The organism is Parapedobacter flavus (assembly GCF_035818675.1).
In the GTDB taxonomy this organism is placed as follows: Bacteria; Bacteroidota; Bacteroidia; order Sphingobacteriales; family Sphingobacteriaceae; genus Parapedobacter; species Parapedobacter flavus.
In genome coordinates this window covers 207204-225197 of record NZ_JAYKZZ010000010.1, presented here as the reverse complement: position 1 = coordinate 225197, position 17994 = coordinate 207204, and the positions used below count along the sequence as shown (strand labels likewise).

General features: G+C 49.3%; 16 protein-coding genes. 9 read left to right on the top strand and 7 right to left on the bottom strand.

The annotated features are described in order from the left end of the window. Nucleotides 1–1867 (top strand): OmpA family protein (locus U9S71_RS09820; protein WP_326327113.1); only part of this gene is annotated, 1867 nt, incomplete at its 5' end. A gap of 57 nt (nucleotides 1868–1924) precedes the next feature. Here U9S71_RS09820 and U9S71_RS09815 read toward each other — a convergent pair. Further along, a complete protein-coding gene (locus tag U9S71_RS09815) occupies nucleotides 1925–2764 on the bottom strand; it encodes a prephenate dehydrogenase (RefSeq protein WP_326327112.1) in 840 nt (279 codons plus the stop codon). 24 nt (nucleotides 2765–2788) lie between these two features. Further along, complete coding sequence (locus U9S71_RS09810) at nucleotides 2789–3964, bottom strand: pyridoxal phosphate-dependent aminotransferase (RefSeq protein ID WP_326327111.1); 1176 nt, start codon at nucleotides 3962–3964, stop codon at nucleotides 2789–2791. 108 nt (nucleotides 3965–4072) lie between these two features. Here U9S71_RS09810 and U9S71_RS09805 point away from each other — a divergent pair, with 108 nt between their 5' ends. From U9S71_RS09805 to U9S71_RS09790, 4 genes are all read left to right on the top strand, one after another. Beyond that, nucleotides 4073–5890, top strand: a complete 1818-nt coding sequence (locus U9S71_RS09805) for an ABC transporter ATP-binding protein (protein ID WP_326327110.1) — start codon at nucleotides 4073–4075, stop codon at nucleotides 5888–5890. Between the two features lie 172 nt (nucleotides 5891–6062). Next, entirely contained in the window at nucleotides 6063–7271 is a 1209-nt protein-coding gene (gene mqnE / locus U9S71_RS09800) for an aminofutalosine synthase MqnE (RefSeq protein ID WP_326327109.1), read from the top strand. A gap of 10 nt (nucleotides 7272–7281) precedes the next feature. Continuing rightward, entirely contained in the window at nucleotides 7282–7902 is a 621-nt protein-coding gene (locus U9S71_RS09795; RefSeq protein WP_326327108.1) for a histidine phosphatase family protein, read from the top strand. A 7-nt stretch (nucleotides 7903–7909) separates the two neighbouring features. After that, entirely contained in the window at nucleotides 7910–8701 is a 792-nt protein-coding gene (locus tag U9S71_RS09790; protein ID WP_326327107.1) for a menaquinone biosynthetic enzyme MqnA/MqnD family protein, read from the top strand. Here the strand turns inward: U9S71_RS09790 and U9S71_RS09785 are convergent. Continuing rightward, nucleotides 8648–9391: a ZIP family metal transporter gene (locus U9S71_RS09785; RefSeq protein ID WP_326327106.1), complete on the bottom strand. Its 744-nt coding sequence runs from the start codon at nucleotides 9389–9391 to the stop codon at nucleotides 8648–8650. The genes U9S71_RS09790 and U9S71_RS09785 overlap by 54 nt on opposite strands. Next, nucleotides 9388–9972 (bottom strand): phosphatase PAP2 family protein, encoded by a 585-nt coding sequence (locus U9S71_RS09780; protein ID WP_326327105.1) that lies wholly within the window; start codon nucleotides 9970–9972, stop codon nucleotides 9388–9390. Before U9S71_RS09780 ends, U9S71_RS09785 begins: the two co-directional genes overlap by 4 nt. An 86-nt stretch (nucleotides 9973–10058) precedes the next feature. Here U9S71_RS09780 and glmM point away from each other — a divergent pair, with 86 nt between their 5' ends. After that, on the top strand, nucleotides 10059–11444 hold the full coding sequence (glmM, locus tag U9S71_RS09775; RefSeq protein ID WP_326327104.1) for a phosphoglucosamine mutase: 1386 nt from the start codon (nucleotides 10059–10061) through the stop codon (nucleotides 11442–11444). A gap of 332 nt (nucleotides 11445–11776) precedes the next feature. Beyond that, nucleotides 11777–13219 carry an arginine deiminase family protein gene (locus U9S71_RS09770; protein ID WP_326327103.1) on the top strand — a complete coding sequence of 481 codons (1443 nt, stop codon included), beginning with the start codon at nucleotides 11777–11779 and terminating at the stop codon, nucleotides 13217–13219. Here U9S71_RS09770 and U9S71_RS09765 read toward each other — a convergent pair. After that, complete coding sequence (locus tag U9S71_RS09765; RefSeq protein ID WP_326327102.1) at nucleotides 13216–14211, bottom strand: acyl-ACP desaturase; 996 nt, start codon at nucleotides 14209–14211, stop codon at nucleotides 13216–13218. The two genes, U9S71_RS09770 and U9S71_RS09765, sit on opposite strands and share 4 nt — an antisense overlap. A 75-nt stretch (nucleotides 14212–14286) precedes the next feature. On the opposite strand from U9S71_RS09765, the gene U9S71_RS09760 reads away from it, so the two are divergent. Both U9S71_RS09760 and U9S71_RS09755 read left to right on the top strand, forming a co-directional pair. Further along, entirely contained in the window at nucleotides 14287–14748 is a 462-nt protein-coding gene (locus U9S71_RS09760; RefSeq protein ID WP_326327101.1) for an NUDIX domain-containing protein, read from the top strand. A 77-nt stretch (nucleotides 14749–14825) separates the two neighbouring features. Continuing rightward, nucleotides 14826–16034, top strand: a complete 1209-nt coding sequence (locus U9S71_RS09755; RefSeq protein ID WP_326327100.1) for a glycosyltransferase family 2 protein — start codon at nucleotides 14826–14828, stop codon at nucleotides 16032–16034. On the opposite strand, the gene U9S71_RS09750 is transcribed toward U9S71_RS09755, so the two are convergent. Together U9S71_RS09750 and U9S71_RS09745 are read right to left on the bottom strand one after the other, a co-directional pair. Next, the gene (locus U9S71_RS09750) at nucleotides 15965–16747 is read right to left on the bottom strand and encodes a 4'-phosphopantetheinyl transferase family protein (protein WP_326327099.1); all 783 of its coding nucleotides are present in this window, start codon (nucleotides 16745–16747) and stop codon (nucleotides 15965–15967) included. The two genes, U9S71_RS09755 and U9S71_RS09750, sit on opposite strands and share 70 nt — an antisense overlap. Nucleotides 16748–16750: 3 nt before the next feature. After that, complete coding sequence (locus U9S71_RS09745) at nucleotides 16751–17989, bottom strand: ROK family protein (protein ID WP_326327098.1); 1239 nt, start codon at nucleotides 17987–17989, stop codon at nucleotides 16751–16753. Nucleotides 17990–17994 lie beyond the last annotated feature (5 nt).

Here is a 17994-nt window from a genome sequence, read left to right as displayed (position 1 = left end):
CCTGCGCGATCGTGCGGAGGAGGCATACCGGAAGTATGAGTATGCAAACGCAGCAAAAATATATACCAAGCTCGTCTATACGCGCAAGCCGCGGCTGGAGGACCTGGAGCGGCTGGCCGCCAGTTACTGGCGGATGAACGATTACGAATCGGCCGAAAACTGGTATGCCCGTGTGGTCCAGCAGGATGGCGCGTCAGCTGAGCACCTGCTCCTTTATGGACAAGTTCTCAAAGTGAACGGAAAGTATGCCGAAGCAAAGCGCCAGTTGGAAGCTTATGCGGCAAAGACAGGGAATCCGTCGGCCGTGGCCGCACAGATTGCCGGTTGTGATTCGGCATTGCTTTGGATGGCATCACCAACATTACACCGATTGCGTAACGAAGCGGCGGTAAATACCGACAACTCCGAGTTTTCCGTTTTCCCAGTGGGCGACGAGGTATACTATGCGGGCGAGCCCGGTCATGAATCCGCCACGCACACCTACGGTTGGACAGGCAATGCTTTCCTGCGTGTGTATACCGCGCCATTGTCATCGTCCGGGACCCTGGGTAGTCCATCGATAGCAACCACCAATATCAATGATGCGAAGTTCCACGTAGGACCTGTTGCTGCCGAGAAAGGTGGTAACACGTTATATGTTACACGCACGCATGTGGGCAAGGATGTCGTGCTGCAGAAAGAGGATGGACGCCGTTACCGTACCAATACACTCGAATTGTATATCTATCGGAAAACGGATGGCGTTTGGACAGCCGAGCCGTTTGCCTATAATGATGTAAAAAACTATTCAGTAGGGCATGCCGCGTTATCGCTGGATGAAAACACACTTTATTTCTCCAGTGATATGCCCGGTGGCCAAGGAGGCACTGACATCTGGTACAGCGAACGGCAGTCAGACCATTCGTGGGGAACTCCGGTAAATGCGGGAGCCACCGTAAACACGGCAGGGGATGAGTTATTCCCCAACATCGCACCCGACGGGACGCTTTACTACTCAACCGATGGCTTAGCAGGCATGGGCGGACTGGATGTGTTCAAGTCCAATGGGAGCAAAGCCCAATGGAGCACACCGGAAAACCTCCGTTATCCGGTAAACAGTGCCGCCGACGACTTTGCCTACCTCATTTATGCCGAAGACGAACTAGGGTACCGTGGGTTCCTGTCGTCCGACCGCCGTGGGGGCAAAGGCGGTGACGATATCTATTCGTTTTCATACGAAAAGCCGAAAATCATTATTATCCTAAAAGGCACTACATCAAATAAAGCGACAGGGGAGCGGTTACCAGCTGCGTCCATGACATTATATGACGGCGTACGCGAAATTGTTGCGAAAAAGAGCAGCAGTGGAACAGGTACGTTTGAGTTTGTGCTCGATCGCAACCAAGCCTATACCGTACTGGGCCAGAAAGAAGGTTACCATGCCGATTCGGCCAAAGTAAGCACGCACGGTATCACGAAATCAGATACCTTGGAAGTAGCGCTATTGTTGGAGCCGATCTTCCAAGTGGGCCAGACATTCGAATTGGAGAACATCTATTACGATTTCGATAAGCATAACATCCGTCCGGATGCCGCTGCGATATTGGACGAGCTGGTGCGCACGCTGCGCGACAACCCGACCCTGAAGATAGAATTATCGAGCCATACGGATAGCCGTGGTAGCAACGCGTACAACGAGGCATTGTCACAGCGTAGAGCCCAATCGGCAGTAGATTATTTGGTGTCGAGGGGCATTGCGCGCGACCGAATGGTCGCTAAAGGCTACGGCGAATCGCGATTGGTTAACCGTTGTGCCGATGGCATACCTTGCTCGCGAGCCGAGCATCAAGCCAACCGACGTACGGAGGTTACCGTATTGGCCTTTTAACAACATTCAATCGACCCGAAACCCAAAGGGGGTAGTTATAGCGGCTGCCCCCTTTTTTTATTTCAAAATCCGACGGATTTTGTTCGACTTTTTAATGAGTTTGTAAAATGCTTCATAATCTTCATCACGAAGCACATCATGCACATGTTGTAATTGGTTGATATGTTCTTGTAATACTTCCAGTACATTCTCACGGTTCTGCATGAAAATGGGCGTCCACATGTCGGGTGAGCTTTTGGCAAGCCGTACGGTCGATTCAAAGCCCGACCCGGCTAACTCGAAAATCCTTCCCTGTGCTTTCTCCTTTTCCAGCACGGTAAGTGCCAGCGCAAACGAGGTAATATGCGAGATATGTGACACATAAGCCGTATGCACATCATGCTCATGTGCACTCATAAAGGTCGTCTGCATGCCAAGTTGCTCCGCAATAAAGTCTACCGTTTCAAAAGCGTCTTCGTCGCTATTCATAGCATCCACATACACCATCACCTTACCGGCGAATAAATTCGGTACGGCAGCCTCCGGTCCAGAATATTCGGTGCCGGCCATGGGGTGCGCCGCTACAAGGCGACCACGCTTCGGATGATCTGCTATGGCTTGTAGTATACGTTCTTTGGTGGAGCCCATGTCGATAACCACCTGGTCGGTCACTTGGTCGAGCAAACCGGGCAGCAGTTTAAGGATGGCATCTACCGGAACGGTAAGCAATATCACTTCACACGCGTCCACGGCCTCGTCCAGCGTCATCCCTTCGTCAATTAGCCCCAATTGAAGGGCTTTTTTGAGATTGGCTTCGCTTTTATCGACCCCGATTATCTTCGCAGCGATTTTTTTTTCTTTGAGGGTAATGGCGATGGACCCGCCGATGAGCCCTACGCCAACAATGGCTATATTCATTGCTATCTTGTACTATGTGTATAACTAATTGGCCGATGATGTCTTTGCGTTAATAATACGGTTGTACGCGTCGTCGAGTACGGTGGGCGTGGCACATAGGCTCACCCGGATATAGCCGTTCCCTCCGTCGCCGAAAATTCCACCGGGCGTAATGAAGACGCGCGATTGCTGCAGTACGGCATCACTGAGTGTATACCCATCGGAATGGGAGGCGGGGACTTTCGCCCATACGAACAATCCACCCTGCTGACGGCTATAGGTGCACCCCAATGCATCCAAAAGGCGGTATACCTTTTCCCGCCTGCTTCGATAGTGGCTGTTCAGCTCATCATACCATTCGTGCCCCAGCGACAGGGCCTTCGCCGCTGCCATTTGCACCGGGAGAAACATCCCCGAATCCATATTGCTTTTAAATCGGATAATCTCCTGGATGCGGGTTTCGGCACCAACGAGCATGCCTACACGCCAACCGGCCATATTGGATGACTTACTCAACGAATTGAGCTCGATGGCCACATCCATCGCGCCGTCCGTAGCGAGGAGGCTTTGTGGATGCTCATTCAAGATGAAGCTATAGGGGTTGTCGTGGCAAAGCAGGATATGATGTTGTTTGGCGAAGGCAACCACCTCGTTGAAAAATGATGTTGTAGCCGGTGTCCCCGTCGGCATATGGGGGTAATTCAACCACATCAATTTCACCTTGCTCAAATCACGCTTGGCCAACTCATCGAGATTAGGCAGCCACCCCTGCTTTTCTTCCAAACGGTAAGGTACGCCCGTTGCACCGCTTAAACGCACGGCAGCTGCATAGGCTGGATATCCTGGATTGGGAAATAAGGCCTCATCGCCTTCCTGTAGGTATGTCATGCATACATGCACAATGCCTTCCTTGGAACCGATTAAGGGGAGTACATTGGCGTTGGGGTCTAACGATACGCCATACCAATTGCGGTACCAGTCGGCCATGGCTTCCCGGAGCGGCAATATGCCCTTGTAATTTTGGTAAGCATGGGTGTCAGGCCGTGAAGCATATTCGTTAAGCGTTTCTATAACGTCCGGATGCGGCGGCAAATCGGGACTGCCGATGCCTAAATTGATGACTTTCTCTCCCGTTTGGTTTAATGCCTCGATTTCACGTAGTTTCCTTGAAAAATAGTATTCTTCGGTATGTTGAAGCCGTTTGGCAACCTGTATCTGCATTTTTTTACGTTTGGGCGACTAAATTAAGCAAAATCCTATTAATAATAGCGTTCGCTTTTTTCGGCTAGCCTTTCTTTTTTGGTAGCTTTGCGGCTTGTTTGTTTCTTAATGAAGACATATTTTCGATTATTATCATATGCTAAGCCCCTCGGGAGATTTGCTGTTCCCTACGCAGCTACTACGTTATTAAGTGTTCTCTTCGCTACACTTAATCTAGCGCTTATTATTCCGTTGCTGCACACGTTATTTAATGCCAGCGACGGTGGTGAGGTCGTCCGGCCAGAAAACTGGCATGATATCACTGCTTATTTCAAATACTATGCAACGCAGGCCATCACGATTTACGGGTCCTACGGAGCGTTGCAGCGGGTATGTGTGGTTATTATTGGGTCGGTATTCCTCAGCAATTTGTTTCGATATCTCTCACAGCGGATCATAGAAAACCTGCGCATACATACCCTTCTCAATTTACGAAAGACGGTTTTTAGCAACGTGATGGATTTACACGTCGGTTACTTTAACAATCAACGCAAAGGAGATATCATTGCTAAGATTGCGTCTGACGTGCAGGTCGTGCAGTTTTCCGTTACGGCGACCTTACAGGTCGTGTTTAAAGAACCCCTCACCTTAGCGTTTTATATTGTTACACTATTTCTGATTTCGGCGAAGCTTACCCTGTTTGCGGTCTTGGTTATTCCCCTGTCGGCATTCATTATCTCACGCATCGTGAAGCGGCTGAAAGCGCAGGCCACCCAAGCCCAGCAAGTTTATGGCAATATGATCAGCTATCTCGATGAGGCGCTATCGGGTATAAAGATCATTAAAGCGTTCAACGCAACGCAATTTATCAAGGATCGTTTCCATAATGAAAACATCCGGTTCTCAAAAATAAGCAGGCGGATGGTTCGCCGGCAGCAGTTGGGTTCACCGGTTTCAGAGCTGTTGGGCGTAACCATGGTCGCTATCGTGTTGCTGTATGGCGGCAACCTCGTACTGAGCGGGTCCGGAGAGCTGCCTGCCGAAGCTTTCATCACTTATATCGCCATTTTTTCACAGGTCATGCGCCCCGCAAAGGCGCTTACGGATGCATTCAGTAACATCAATTCGGGCATAGCCGCCGGCGAGCGGGTGTTGGAATTGATCGATGAAAAGAACGCGTTGCCCGAATCGCCCAATGCGCAACCGATTACCGCTTTTAATTCGGGGGTTCGGCTGGCTAATGTAAGCTTTTCATATGGGGAGCGCGAGGTGCTAAAAAACGTGAACCTGGAAATACCCAAAGGGCAAACGGTTGCATTGGTCGGCCCTTCCGGCGGCGGAAAGTCCACGTTAATGGATTTGATTCCACGGTTCATGGATGTTGCCAGCGGTAAAGTTTTGGTTGATGGTGTGAATATCAAAGACCTTGTCACGAATGATTTGAGATCTATTATTGGATTAGTGAATCAAGACTCGTTCCTGTTTAATGACACCATCTTCAACAACATCGCTTTCTCATCAGATAACGTAACCAAAGAAGATGTGATGGCAGCAGCCAAGATTGCCAATGCACACCAATTTATACTGGAGACGGAAAATGGATACGAAACAGCGATTGGCGACCGTGGTGTGCGGCTGTCGGGTGGTCAGCGACAGCGGATATGCATTGCCCGCGCCGTCTTGAAGAATCCACCGATCTTATTGCTCGATGAAGCGACCTCCGCCCTGGATACCGAGTCGGAGAAATTGGTGCAGGAAGCATTGGCTAAATTGATGGAAAACCGCACGACATTGGTTATTGCCCATCGATTGAGTACGATTCAGAACGCCGATAAGATTGTGGTACTCGAGGCCGGAAGCATTGTGGAAGAAGGAAACCACCAGCAATTGCTGGCCAACGGCGGCCTTTATAAACGATTGATCGAGATGCAGCAGTTCGGCGAATAAGCCGATATGGCAGTTCCGTGACTTGGATACCATGGGCATTTTAACTAAATTTCCGCTATAAAGATTTTCTTTCATTGGCAGCGGAGAGACCGATAACTTTACTTTTCTATGCCATGCAATCATTGCATATAAAAGCAAAATTATCTAAGTTTGCTGTCAAAGATATCAGGGTATGGACGCCGAAAAAAAGCTTACATTTCTTCTTGAAGACAAGCACCTGGACGACGGGTTGAAAGCGATCGCAGCGAAGGTAAGCGAAGGTAAGCGGATCGATCAGGCGGAAGGTGTGTTGCTCTACGAGCGTGGTGAGCTGGGGTATCTGGGCGTATTGGCAAACGCCATACGGGAACGGCGACACGGCAATATCACCTACTTTAACCGGAACTTCCACATTGAACCCACCAACCTTTGTGTGTACGACTGCAAATTCTGCTCCTACTCGCGGCTCATCAAGGAACGGGCCGATGGGTGGGAAGCGACCAAGGAAGAAATGCTGGACATCGTAAAATCATACGATCATGAGCCGGTAACGGAGGTCCATATTGTAGGGGGGGTGTTGCCACAATACAACATGGCGTTCTATATGGACCTGTTTACGGCAATCAAACAACACCGGCCAAATCTCCATGTGAAAGCGCTTACTCCTGTTGAATATCATTATATTTTCAAGAAGGCCAAGGTTGACTATGCCACCGGGATGGCCATGATGAAAGACGCCGGTTTGGAGTCGATGCCGGGTGGCGGTGCGGAGATTTTCCATCCGGAGATTAGGGACCAGATTGCAAAGGACAAATGCAATGCAGAGCAATGGCTACAGATCCATGAAGAATGGCATAAGTTGGGCATGCATTCCAATGCGACGATGCTGTACGGGCATATTGAGGAGTACCGCCACCGGGTAGACCATATGGAACGACTGCGGCAGCTGCAGGACAAGACGAATGGATTCCAAACCTTCATTCCGTTGAAGTTCCGTAACAAAGACAACCAGATGGCCCATGTGCCGGAGTCGACCGTCGTCGAGGACCTTCGCAACTACGCCATTAGCCGCATTTATCTGGATAATTTCCCGCATATCAAAGCCTATTGGGCCATGATCAGTCGGGAGACCGCCCAACTGTCGTTGAGTTTTGGTGTAAACGATATCGACGGGACGCTCGATGATACGACAAAGATTTACTCCATGGCTGGTGCGGAAGAACAGCACCCTGCAATGACGACACAGGAACTGGTGGCGTTGATTAAACAAGCAGGTAAACATCCCATTGAGCGGGATACCTTATATAACATCATGACGGATTACAATGACGTGGTTTTTGACGGCGACGGATCCGATAAACAAGCACGGTATTATCAATTACCGGTATTGAACGATAAATAGCAATAGATTTTTGGAAAAAACACTTTACATTATTCGCCACGGCCAAACCGACCTCAATTTAAAGGGGATCGTGCAAGGTAGGGGGGTCGACTCCCCATTGAACGAGACGGGAAAGAAGCAAGCTGAAGCATTTTTTGCCCGTTATCGCGATGTTGACTTCGATAAAATTTATACGTCCACGTTGGTGCGTACCCACCAAACGGTAGCACCTTTTGTCGGCATACCCACCGAGCAGCTCGCCGGACTTGACGAGATTGGTTGGGGCGCATATGAAGGAAAAGAGCAAACCCCCGATATCATGACGGGATTCGTTGAGTTGACCGAAAGTTGGCGACTGGGTGAATTGGACCGTGCGGTGGAGGGGGGCGAAACGCCCAACCAGTTAGTTGCTAGGCAACGCGAGGCGCTCAGCCACATCCTATCCCATCCGGACGAAAAAACAGTACTGGTCTGCATGCACGGCCGGGCGATGCGGGTGTTCCTCTGCTTACTCATTGAACGCAATATCGCGTCAATGGATGAGTTTCCTCATACGAACACGGCATTGTATAAAGTGCATTACGATGGACAACGGTTTTCCATTGTCGATGCCTATAATATTGAACATTTAGCAGGTCTGCTTACTGAGTAGTGGATTTATGGAAAAAGTGAAGATATCTGCGGTGTCTTATACCAATACACTGCCATTTCTATATGGGCTCCAACACTCGCCGGTGATCGACGAGGTGTCGTTGAGCCTTGATGTGCCCAGTACGTGTGCGCACAAACTGATTCACGGCGAAGCCGATTTGGGCATTGTACCGGTAGCTGCATTGCCCGATATCCCAAACGCCGAAGTTGTTTCCGATTATTGCCTGGGCGCCACCGGCGCGGTAAATTCCGTTTTCATCTATAGCGACAAGCCGGTAGAAGCGATCAAATCGCTCCGGTTGGATAGTCAGTCCAGAACCTCCAACGCCTTGGCAAGAATACTGCTGCGTCACCATTGGAAAAACGAGTCCGTCGTACTCGTAGATGGGCAAGCTGATGCATATGTGGAGATAGGCGACCGCACCTTCGGAAAACAACATGCCCACCGGTATGTGTATGACTTATCGTGGCATTGGCAGGAATTCACCGGACTGCCTTTTACGTTTGCGGTGTGGGTAGCCAACAAACCCCTGAAACCGGCATTTATCCGGGCATTCAATGATGCCCTGGCGTATGGGTTAAGCCAACGCGATGCACTGATTGCCGAATTACCTGCCCGGATAGACTTCGATTATCGCCAATACCTCATGGAAAACATCGACTATCAGTATAACGACGCAAAAAAAGAAGCTGTGAAAACGTTCTTGAAATGGAAAGAGTCGCTAGAGCTCGGTTTTGATGCCGGCTTAATGCACGTGAGGGGCAAACACGAAATTCAGGAGCGACACGGCAATGCCTAGCAACACGGCAATCATTTTCTTTTTATTGAATTTATGATGGTCGGCCGACCCCGACTCGAATAGGATTGTCGTGGAAATGTGGAGGAAAATACCAATGACCACGGCCATTATCCGATCAAAGTATTGCTCGATATGCCCCATGCCGCCCGAGCTGATCGCTTTACTGACCACAAAACCCAGCGGTGTCATGATGGCGAACAACGCTAATAGCAAGGTGATTTTTTGCCGAGACAGCGAGGTGTTGAGCAGCAGACTGCCTAGTGCAAACGCTGCAGGGACGTGATGCAGCGCAATTCCGAAAGTCAGTGCGCCCTGATGGCCAGCGGCCAAAGGCATACCCTCCAATACGGCGTGTAGGCATAGGCTTATCATAATCCCCAAGGGGAATAAGTTACTGCCTTTTTCGGAATGATGGATATGTCCGTGTTCGACACCGTGCGACAGCTGCTCTAAGCCAAGCTGCAAGATAAATCCCAAAAGCACAAATAAGCCGATGGTATGGCCGTGTGTACTGTGGCTATGGTAAACCTCGGGAATCAAATGGAGCACGGTGATGGAAAACAAGTATGCACCACTGAACGAAAGGACAAGCTTCAATAGGCTGGTGTTGTCGCGCTTCACAAAAAACACGGCTATACCACTTGCAAACGCCGAGATAAATAGAATGGCAATAATCGCTAGGGGACTCATGCTTCGGCCTTGACGGGAGTTAGATTGGGAACTAAATACCTAAACCCTAGGCCAGTGAGGTAGCCAATCAGACTTCCGAGTAAAGCCCCCCCGATGATATCCAACGGATAGTGGACCCCTACATACACTTGTGCAAAACTTATGATCGCGGCCCAGGAAAGGCCCAGCCAAAGGATGTGTTTCCATCTTCGATAAAAAACCATGATCAGCGCCACGGCGATTGCGAAATGATTTGCCGCGTGCGACGACGTGAAACTATAGCCACCGCTGCATCTCACCAGCACATTCACCTGGTCTTTAAATTCGACATCCCGGCAGGGTCGCACCCGCTCCACTGATTTCTTAACGATAGCGGAAGACACGTGGTCAGTAATGCCGAAGGTGATTAACAAAAAGGCAATGATATATAAGCCGTTTTTTTTGTAGTTCCTGATGCAGAAAATAATAATGAACAGATAGAGGGGCGCCCAGGTATACCGATTCCGGAGAATAGGCATAAGCCAATCAAAAAACGCATTGCTCAACCCTTGGTTGATCGCCAGGAATGCATCCTGGTCGAACGAAAGAAGTTGGTCGATCATATAAAATAAACAAAGTTGCAACAAAAGTAAAAATAAATTTTAAATTCCTACGATATTCCTATTTTTACGATTTCAAATAAATATACATGACATTAATCAAATCTATTTCAGGCATACGGGGAACGATTGGCGGGCGGACGGGCGAAGCATTGACCCCAATCGATATTGTTAAGTTTACTGCCGCGTTCGGTCGCTTTATCCAGCAGCAGTCGGCCTCGAACAAAATGGTGGTGGGGCGTGACGCCCGTGTTTCGGGCGAGATGGTGCGAAACCTAGTTGTCGGCACGTTGCAGAGCATCGGCATGGACGTCGTGGATCTCGGCCTTTCCACCACACCGACCGTGGAGATCGCTGTGCCCGAGGAGCAAGCTGCGGGTGGTATCATTCTGACGGCGAGCCATAACCCCGGACAGTGGAATGCGTTGAAGCTACTTAATGCCAAAGGTGAATTTATCGACGATGCCGCTGGCAGACGCGTGCTCGAGATAGCCGAAGCGCTCGATTTTGATTTTGCAAAAGTGGAAGATTTGGGTAAGGTCACCACCGATGATAGCTATTTACAAAAGCACATCGATCAGGTTTTATCGTTGCCTTTGGTCAATGTGAATGCGATACGAAAAGCTGGTTTTAAAATAGCCGTCGACGCGGTTAATTCGACGGGCGGGATTTTTGTGCCCGCCTTGCTGACCGCATTGGGTGTGGAAACCGTTTATAAAATCCATTGTGAACCAAACGGGATTTTCCCACATAACCCCGAGCCGTTGGCTGAGAACTTAACGGATTTATCGGCACTGGTCGTCGAAAAAAAGGCCGACTTGGGCATCGCTGTAGATCCCGACGTGGACCGGCTATGCTTTGTGATGGAAGATGGAAAGATGTTTGGTGAAGAATATACCCTCGTGGCGGTAAGCGATTACGTGCTTCAGCATACGCCTGGGAATACGGTATCCAACTTGTCGTCTACCAGGGCGTTGCGGGATGTAACCGTTAAGAGCGGGTCGGAATACCATGCAGCGGCTGTAGGCGAAGTGAATGTAGTGACGAAGATGAAAGAAGTCGACGCCGTAATCGGCGGTGAGGGTAATGGCGGTATAATCTATCCCGCCATCCATTACGGACGGGATGCCTTAGTTGGCATCGCGCTTTTCCTTACTCACTTAGCTAAAAGCGGCAAGCGTATCTCTGAACTACGGGCAAGCTACCCCCAGTATTATATGTCTAAGAACAAAATCACCCTTACCCCAGGGTTAGACATCGATGGCTTGCTGGCCGCTATGCAACAAAAATATAAGGACACGCCCCATAGTACTGTCGACGGATTGAAAATTGATTTCGAAGAAGAGTGGGTGCACCTGCGCAGATCCAACACCGAGCCCATCATCCGGATTTATTCCGAAGGCCCCACACGGGAACGGGCGGAAGCTATTGCACGGCGAATCATTCAGGAAATCGAATCCACAATCAGCGCGTAGTATTCTTCCTTTTTTGAAGATGTTTTCCTATTAAAAATGGAGAAGTTTCTATTAAGAAGCTATATGCATTTTATTGCTTAACCATTTAATAACGTTTATTGATCGTATTTTTACTGTATTAAATACGATTAAAATACGATAAAAATACGATGGAGATACGATGAATTGTAGTATATTTATCGTATAAGGATAAATTTTATTCCTATTTTCTATTTAAAATATTTCCAATACTTCCAGTTGCCTATGTTAATCGTTCGGCGCGCTTCCGTTTGGGCAGGTTGTATCTTGCATTCAAATTTTCTATCTTGCCTCTTTCCCAAAAAACTGTCAATATGCATAATCGAGATGCCATTTATGTAACGTCAGAAACTAGCCGCTTGCGAAAAGTGCTGGTACACAGTCCAGATAGCGGATTGGGGAAAGTTGTTCCCTCCAAAGCACAGGACTGGCTATTCGAAGATATCGTTCACCTCGATACCATCCGGCGGCATGAATACGATTATTACATCAAATTGCTCTTATATTTCCTCGATGAAGAAAAGATAAGAGGCCGATTGGCCGAAATCGATGCCCCCGGGCATCAACGCAACTTTTTCAAGCCCGACCACCCCAGCTTTTACCACTCACAGCATGTAATCGAGTTACAAGTGTTATTGGCGGATATCCTCGCTGACACGTCGATAAAAAGCCAATTAGTCGCCTCGGTCTGTGCGATCGAGGCTTGCAGCTATGATGTGCAGCGCGAGCTGATGGGGTACCCACCGGCGGTGTTGGCGCGGGTATTCTTCAGCGGCACACCTGATGAGCGCGAGATGATTTTTCCGCCCATCCCCAACTTTATCTTTACCCGGGATATCGGCATTGTGATCAATGACCATATCCTACTTAATAAGCCGATGAAAGAAGCCCGCAAACGCGAGGCGTTGATTGCCAAGTATATTTTCTATCACCATCCCTTTTTTGCAGCCCACCACGATAAGGTGATAGAGCTCACCGACACGCAGCACCACTTCCTGCTGCCCAATGACGCTGATGTGGAACGGGTGACACTGGAGGGGGGAGATGTGATGGTAGTGAGCCCAAGCCACGTGCTGATCGGCGTGAGTGAGCGTACCACCCGCGAAGCGGCCGCCCAGGCGGTGCGGCGCTTGTTTGAGAAAGATGTGGTGCAGAAGGCCACTATTGTTAAAATCCCGCACAAACGGGATTACATGCATATTGATACGGTTTTTACGCAGGTGAAACGGAATGTATGGGTCATGCTGGGCGATTTTTCCACCCAGCGTATAGCGGGTTCGCAGTCGGACGCCGTACATCGGGCCCTTCGTATCCAGCCACACCGTGCCGATGGTTTGGAGATCCTGCAATTTGAAAAAGGGGATTTGTCCAAGCCACGGCATTTTCAATCGCTCGAAGCGCTGTTAACGGATATCAGCGTGCGCGATCTGGGTTGCGCCCCGGAAGAGGTACGGATTATCATGTCGGGGAATAACGAATTTCCGTATGACGCGCGCGAGCAGTGGACCGACAGCTGTAACGTGCTGGCTATCCAAGAGGGCGTGGTATTGGGGTACGATCGCAACGATAAGACCACGGAAGCGTTCCGTGCAGTCGGCTTCGATGTGGTAAATGTGTCCGATTTACTCGCTGATTTGGAGTCGGGCAAGGTAAATGCGGTTGACCTGACCGATACCTTGGTATTAATGCCATCGGCAGAACTGTCGCGGGCCCGGGGCGGCTTCCATTGCATGAGTATGCCCTTACTAAGGGATTAATGTGCATGTATCCACTTAAAAGCGTAGCTTTTGTCTGGCACCTTCATCCGGTCGGCTAGGCGAAGCAGGCGGTCGGGCAGGCGGACGAGGTAGTCCCGTGCGCGCTCACCAGCCTCATTCAATTCCTTGACGGACTCGATCTGCCATTCGGTAAGCAACTCTTTAAGAATATCCACATAATCGATTGCCGTGTAAACGCCCAGCCGTTGGGCGGCATCTGAAAAGTGGCTGAACGCTTCCCCTTGCGGTTCGCCCGACTCCCTAAGCAAAAGTGCGGGCATCACGATCTTCTTACGCATCATGTCTTCAAATGCCAGCATCACTTCACTGGGATCTACTTCTATCGCTTTGGATATGAAAGACATATATGCTTTAGCATGGCGTGCTTCATCAGCCGCAATTACACCACACATTTTTGCCAATAGCTTGTCGCCTTCCTTTTTTGAGAACGCAGCTACCCGCCGGTGCGATACGTTGGTAGCCAGCTCCTGGAAAGACGTATAGATGAAGTTGCGGTAAGGGTCGTTGCCCGTTCCGATCTCAATGCCATCTTGCAGCAGGTATTGGGTGGAAATTTCCATTTCGCGCATGTTGACGCGGCCGGAGAGGTATAAGTATTTGTTGAGCAAATCGCCATGCCTGTTTTCTTCGGCCGTCCATGCACGTACCCATTTCATCCACCCGCCTTGTTCGTTTTTGTTGACATCTTCCACCATAGTAAGCCACGACTCATAAGTAGGTAGGGCCTCTTCCGTGATGGTATCGCCGATCAGTACGGCGACCAAATCATACGACAGCTCCCGGGCACTTTCTTGTAAATCCCTTACCTCTTCAAAAAACGTGTCTCTTGACGAATCGGGGAGAAAGTCTGCAGGTTGCCACATTTGCTCTACGGGCTTCAGGTACTCCGCCATGTCATTAAGCATGAATGGCTCCAGGTATGCCATCACTTCTTTCCGTGATCCCTCGGGTATTTGTTGTGTCAATTGCATAGTCTATGCAAAGGTAGTCGATTAAATTTAAAATATGTTAGGAATCATAATTTAACCGTAGTTTTGAGACCCTATATGAGCGGTCATTTTAACATACGTGTATACGGTATCTTGGTCAACGACAACCGTGAAGTCTTGCTCAGTGATGAGCGCGAGTATGGCATGGAATTCAGTAAATTCCCGGGTGGCGGGTTGGAATATGGGGAGGGGCTTTCTGCTGGTCTTGCGCGTGAGTTTAAGGAGGAGTGCGATGTCGATATTGAGATTTTGCGGCATGTCCATACCACCGATGTATTTATAAAATCGGCATTCAATGACAGCCAAGTCCTTGCGGTATATTACTTGGTTAAAAATAAAACACCAATAACATGCCGTTTCAGTGATAAAGCATTCGATTTCGAAGCGGATAACTCCATTGACCAGGTTTTTCGTTGGATACCCATCGACAAATTGAACGAATCGGACCTGACCTTTGAGATAGATCGCATCGCTTGGCGTGCGTTCATGTCGGAAAACAGCCACGGTTTGCATTTTTAAATCGGACACTAGTCCGAAATAGGCCCGCCGCATCGGATAAATTGATACTTTCGTGCCATTATTCGTAACTCGGAGCAATGGAACTTTTTTTTTGGATTAGCTTATTCATTATTGGATATACCTATATCGGCTACGGCATGGTATTGTACGCACTCACCCGACTGAAGCGGTTGATTGCGCCTAAGCAAGAAACGGGTATGGGGAGTGGTGACGCGCAATGGCCGTCGTGTACCATCATCGTTGCCGCGTATAATGAAGCATCCGTTATCGAAGAGAAAGTCCGCAATACGCTAGCTTTACAGTACCCGGATGGAAAAATAAACTATTGTTTTGTGACAGATGGGTCTACCGATGCGACCCCCGACATTGTTCGGCGGTTTCCACAGGTTGATTTGCTGCATACCGATGCACGCGGCGGTAAGATTGCCGCCGTACACCGTGCCATGGAGCAGGTTACGACGGAGGTGGTCATCTTTACGGATGCGAATACCTTATTGAATGAAACCGCCGTGCAGGAAATCTGCAAGCGTTACGAAGACCCGGAAGTCGGTGCGGTGGCCGGTGAGAAACGCGTGCATGCCGACGCGAAGGCAGATGCCAGCGCCGCTGGGGAGGGTTTTTACTGGAAGTACGAATCTGCGCTAAAGCAGTGGGACTCGACCCTGCATACGGTAGTGGGCAGTGCCGGCGAACTGTTCAGTATCCGCAGATCGTTGTACGAACCTGTTTCGCCCGATACCATTTTGGACGATTTTATGATCTCGATGCGGATTGCTGAGCGCGGGTACCGGGTAGTTTATGAGCCAAAGGCTTATGCAACCGAGATGGCCTCGGAGAACGTGGAAGAAGAACTGAAGCGGAAAATCCGCATCGCTGCCGGTGGCATTCAATCGATTTTGCGTTTAAAACGTGCGCCAAATCCTTTTTCCGATCCGGTACTGGCTTTCCAATACATCAGTCACCGGGTATTGCGCTGGACGGTGACACCGATACTGCTCGTGGTAGTTTTTATTCTTAATGTCCTCTTGCATACCCGTGGAGCCGGGGAAATCTATACCATATTGTTTTATGGACAAATGGCGTTCTATTTATGTGCTGTTTTGGGCCTATTGCTTGAGCGACGGGCGTTGCGGGTGAAGATGCTGTTTATTCCCTATTATTTTTGCGTGATGAATTATGCCGTGATCGCGGGGATCCTCAGGTTTTTCAGTGCAGGTCAAAGTGCCATCTGGGAACGGTCTAGCCGAAAGCAAGATAACCGTTCCAATGGTTCGGCCGTGGCATAGCATGCCACGTATTCGTCGTCCATGGCGAACGAGTAAAGGTAAATCCTGTCCGGCGGATGACCACCGATAATTTCCTTTTTTGTTACACAGGTGCCATCCAAGACTTCGAACAAGGGGAGGTGCTCTCCAATACCCTCGCCGGTCAATTTCAGTATGGCTTCTTTTCGGGTCCACAGGGTAAAGAATCGACTGTGCATACCTTCTTTCTTCGAGGTAATGTAACGGATTTCATTACCTGAAAAACATGAAGGCAGCATATCGTCAATAACGATAGGTCGTTGCAGCCATTCGATGTCAACACCTATCGCGGTCCCGTCTGCGATTCCAATCAGCGATTTGTTTTCGGTATAAGAAAGATTAAAGGTAATCGAGCGGTCAAGATCATTCCGCAAATTCGGCTTGTTATGGTGTCCGCCATTGAAATGGAGGTCAGCCGCTCTGGTGTACGTTGCATCGGCCAGTAAGACCCGAAGCAGCGTATGGGCCGTTTTGTAGCGGGTTTGGTGGGCAGGTTGATGGAAACGTTCTGCCCGGGCCCGTTCATCATTACTCAGCGTATCATCGTACCGATTGGTAAGCACGGTGTCAGCGAGTACCGGGTCAATCAGCCAAAGGCTCGGGCGTGGAACAGGATGGAAACCCAGCGCAATCGGCCAGCCGTCTGTCCATTGCGGCTCATCGAGCCATGTTGATATGATGGTTGTGTTTCCCATCGATTAACCCTTATTTACACCAATACGCGCAATGAGATCATCGAAATAGCGTTCGAAGGTAATGTGGGCAATGCCTTTGGCCCCGGCATCGGATCCCAGCCGTGAGCGCTCTACGGTGACAATATCCTTTAGCTGCGTCATACAATAGGTATTGATAGCCTGTTGGATGGGAATGGTGATATATTCATTTGCAGCTGCAATTTTACCGCCCAGTATGATTAATTCGGGATTAAAGAGCTGCACCAGCGTAGCCATGCCCTTTCCTAGTTTTTCGCCCGTAATAGAGAGGATATTGATGGCGTACTGGTCGCCACGATTCGCGGCGTCGATTACCCGCTGGGGTTCGATGTTTTCAATTTCCTGTTGCGAAAGGTCGTTGAGGAGCGAATCTTCGCCCGACTGGATTCCTTCTTTAGCCATTTTTGCCAATGCGATTCCAGAGGCCACCGTTTCCAGGCATCCTTTTTTTCCACAATAGCATAAGATGCCATCGTCAACAAAAGGCATATGCCCCATTTCTCCGGAAAACCCTGCTGCGCCATCCCGTAATTGGCCATCCATGATGATCCCTAAACCGATACCCCAGTCCATCAAAACAACCAACACATCTTTCCGTCCTTCGGCCATGCCAAATTTCAATTCGGCAATAGCCGCACTTTTCACATCGTTGATAATGAAGACGGGTTTCTCAAAAGCCGTTGCCATATAATCCTGCAGGGGCTGTGCTGGCCAATCGTTGGCCATATAGGTATGGTTACGACCATCGGTTTTATTGATGAGTCCGGGCATGCTGATGCCAATAGCCAATATGGAGGTCCAGTTCACGCCCGAAGCGGCCATAAAGTCGGCAATCCGATCTTTGAGTTGGTCGGCCGAGGACCAATCTTTTGTCAACAGGAATGGCGAGGAGGCCGTATGGATAAATACGTTCGTGTTGTCGACAATGGTCATTTTAACCTTGAATAATTCCACCTCTACGGATAACACAAAGAAGGTATTGCTTTTCAGCTTATTCAGAATCGGCTTTCTGCCGCCGATGGAACTCCCTTTCTCGTTTTGTTCCAGTATCCCTGCTTCGGCTAAGCTGTTGATTAATTCGAGGGTTTTTGGAGCACTGAGGTTGAGGTGCTTGCAGATACCGGCATTGGTCATCCCGTTTGTTGCAACCAGCGCCTTAACAAGTTTTAACTTGAAACCGTGGTTTTTTCGTTCGATACGCGACTTTCGTGCTAGATTATTCAATGAAA

What these genes read in the sequence shown, in the direction of transcription:
- U9S71_RS09815 (WP_326327112.1), bottom strand. Translation starts at nt 2,764, where the DNA reads ATGAATATAGCCATTGTTGGCGTAGGGCTCATCGGCGGGTCCATCGCC.
- U9S71_RS09810 (WP_326327111.1), bottom strand. Translation starts at nt 3,964, where the DNA reads ATGCAGATACAGGTTGCCAAACGGCTTCAACATACCGAAGAATACTAT.
- U9S71_RS09805 (WP_326327110.1), top strand. Translation starts at nt 4,073, where the DNA reads ATGAAGACATATTTTCGATTATTATCATATGCTAAGCCCCTCGGGAGA.
- mqnE (WP_326327109.1), top strand. Translation starts at nt 6,063, where the DNA reads ATGGACGCCGAAAAAAAGCTTACATTTCTTCTTGAAGACAAGCACCTG.
- U9S71_RS09790 (WP_326327107.1), top strand. Translation starts at nt 7,910, where the DNA reads ATGGAAAAAGTGAAGATATCTGCGGTGTCTTATACCAATACACTGCCA.
- U9S71_RS09785 (WP_326327106.1), bottom strand. Translation starts at nt 9,391, where the DNA reads ATGAGTCCCCTAGCGATTATTGCCATTCTATTTATCTCGGCGTTTGCA.
- U9S71_RS09780 (WP_326327105.1), bottom strand. Translation starts at nt 9,972, where the DNA reads ATGATCGACCAACTTCTTTCGTTCGACCAGGATGCATTCCTGGCGATC.
- glmM (WP_326327104.1), top strand. Translation starts at nt 10,059, where the DNA reads ATGACATTAATCAAATCTATTTCAGGCATACGGGGAACGATTGGCGGG.
- U9S71_RS09770 (WP_326327103.1), top strand. Translation starts at nt 11,777, where the DNA reads ATGCATAATCGAGATGCCATTTATGTAACGTCAGAAACTAGCCGCTTG.
- U9S71_RS09765 (WP_326327102.1), bottom strand. Translation starts at nt 14,211, where the DNA reads ATGCAATTGACACAACAAATACCCGAGGGATCACGGAAAGAAGTGATG.
- U9S71_RS09760 (WP_326327101.1), top strand. Translation starts at nt 14,287, where the DNA reads ATGAGCGGTCATTTTAACATACGTGTATACGGTATCTTGGTCAACGAC.
- U9S71_RS09755 (WP_326327100.1), top strand. Translation starts at nt 14,826, where the DNA reads ATGGAACTTTTTTTTTGGATTAGCTTATTCATTATTGGATATACCTAT.
- U9S71_RS09750 (WP_326327099.1), bottom strand. Translation starts at nt 16,747, where the DNA reads ATGGGAAACACAACCATCATATCAACATGGCTCGATGAGCCGCAATGG.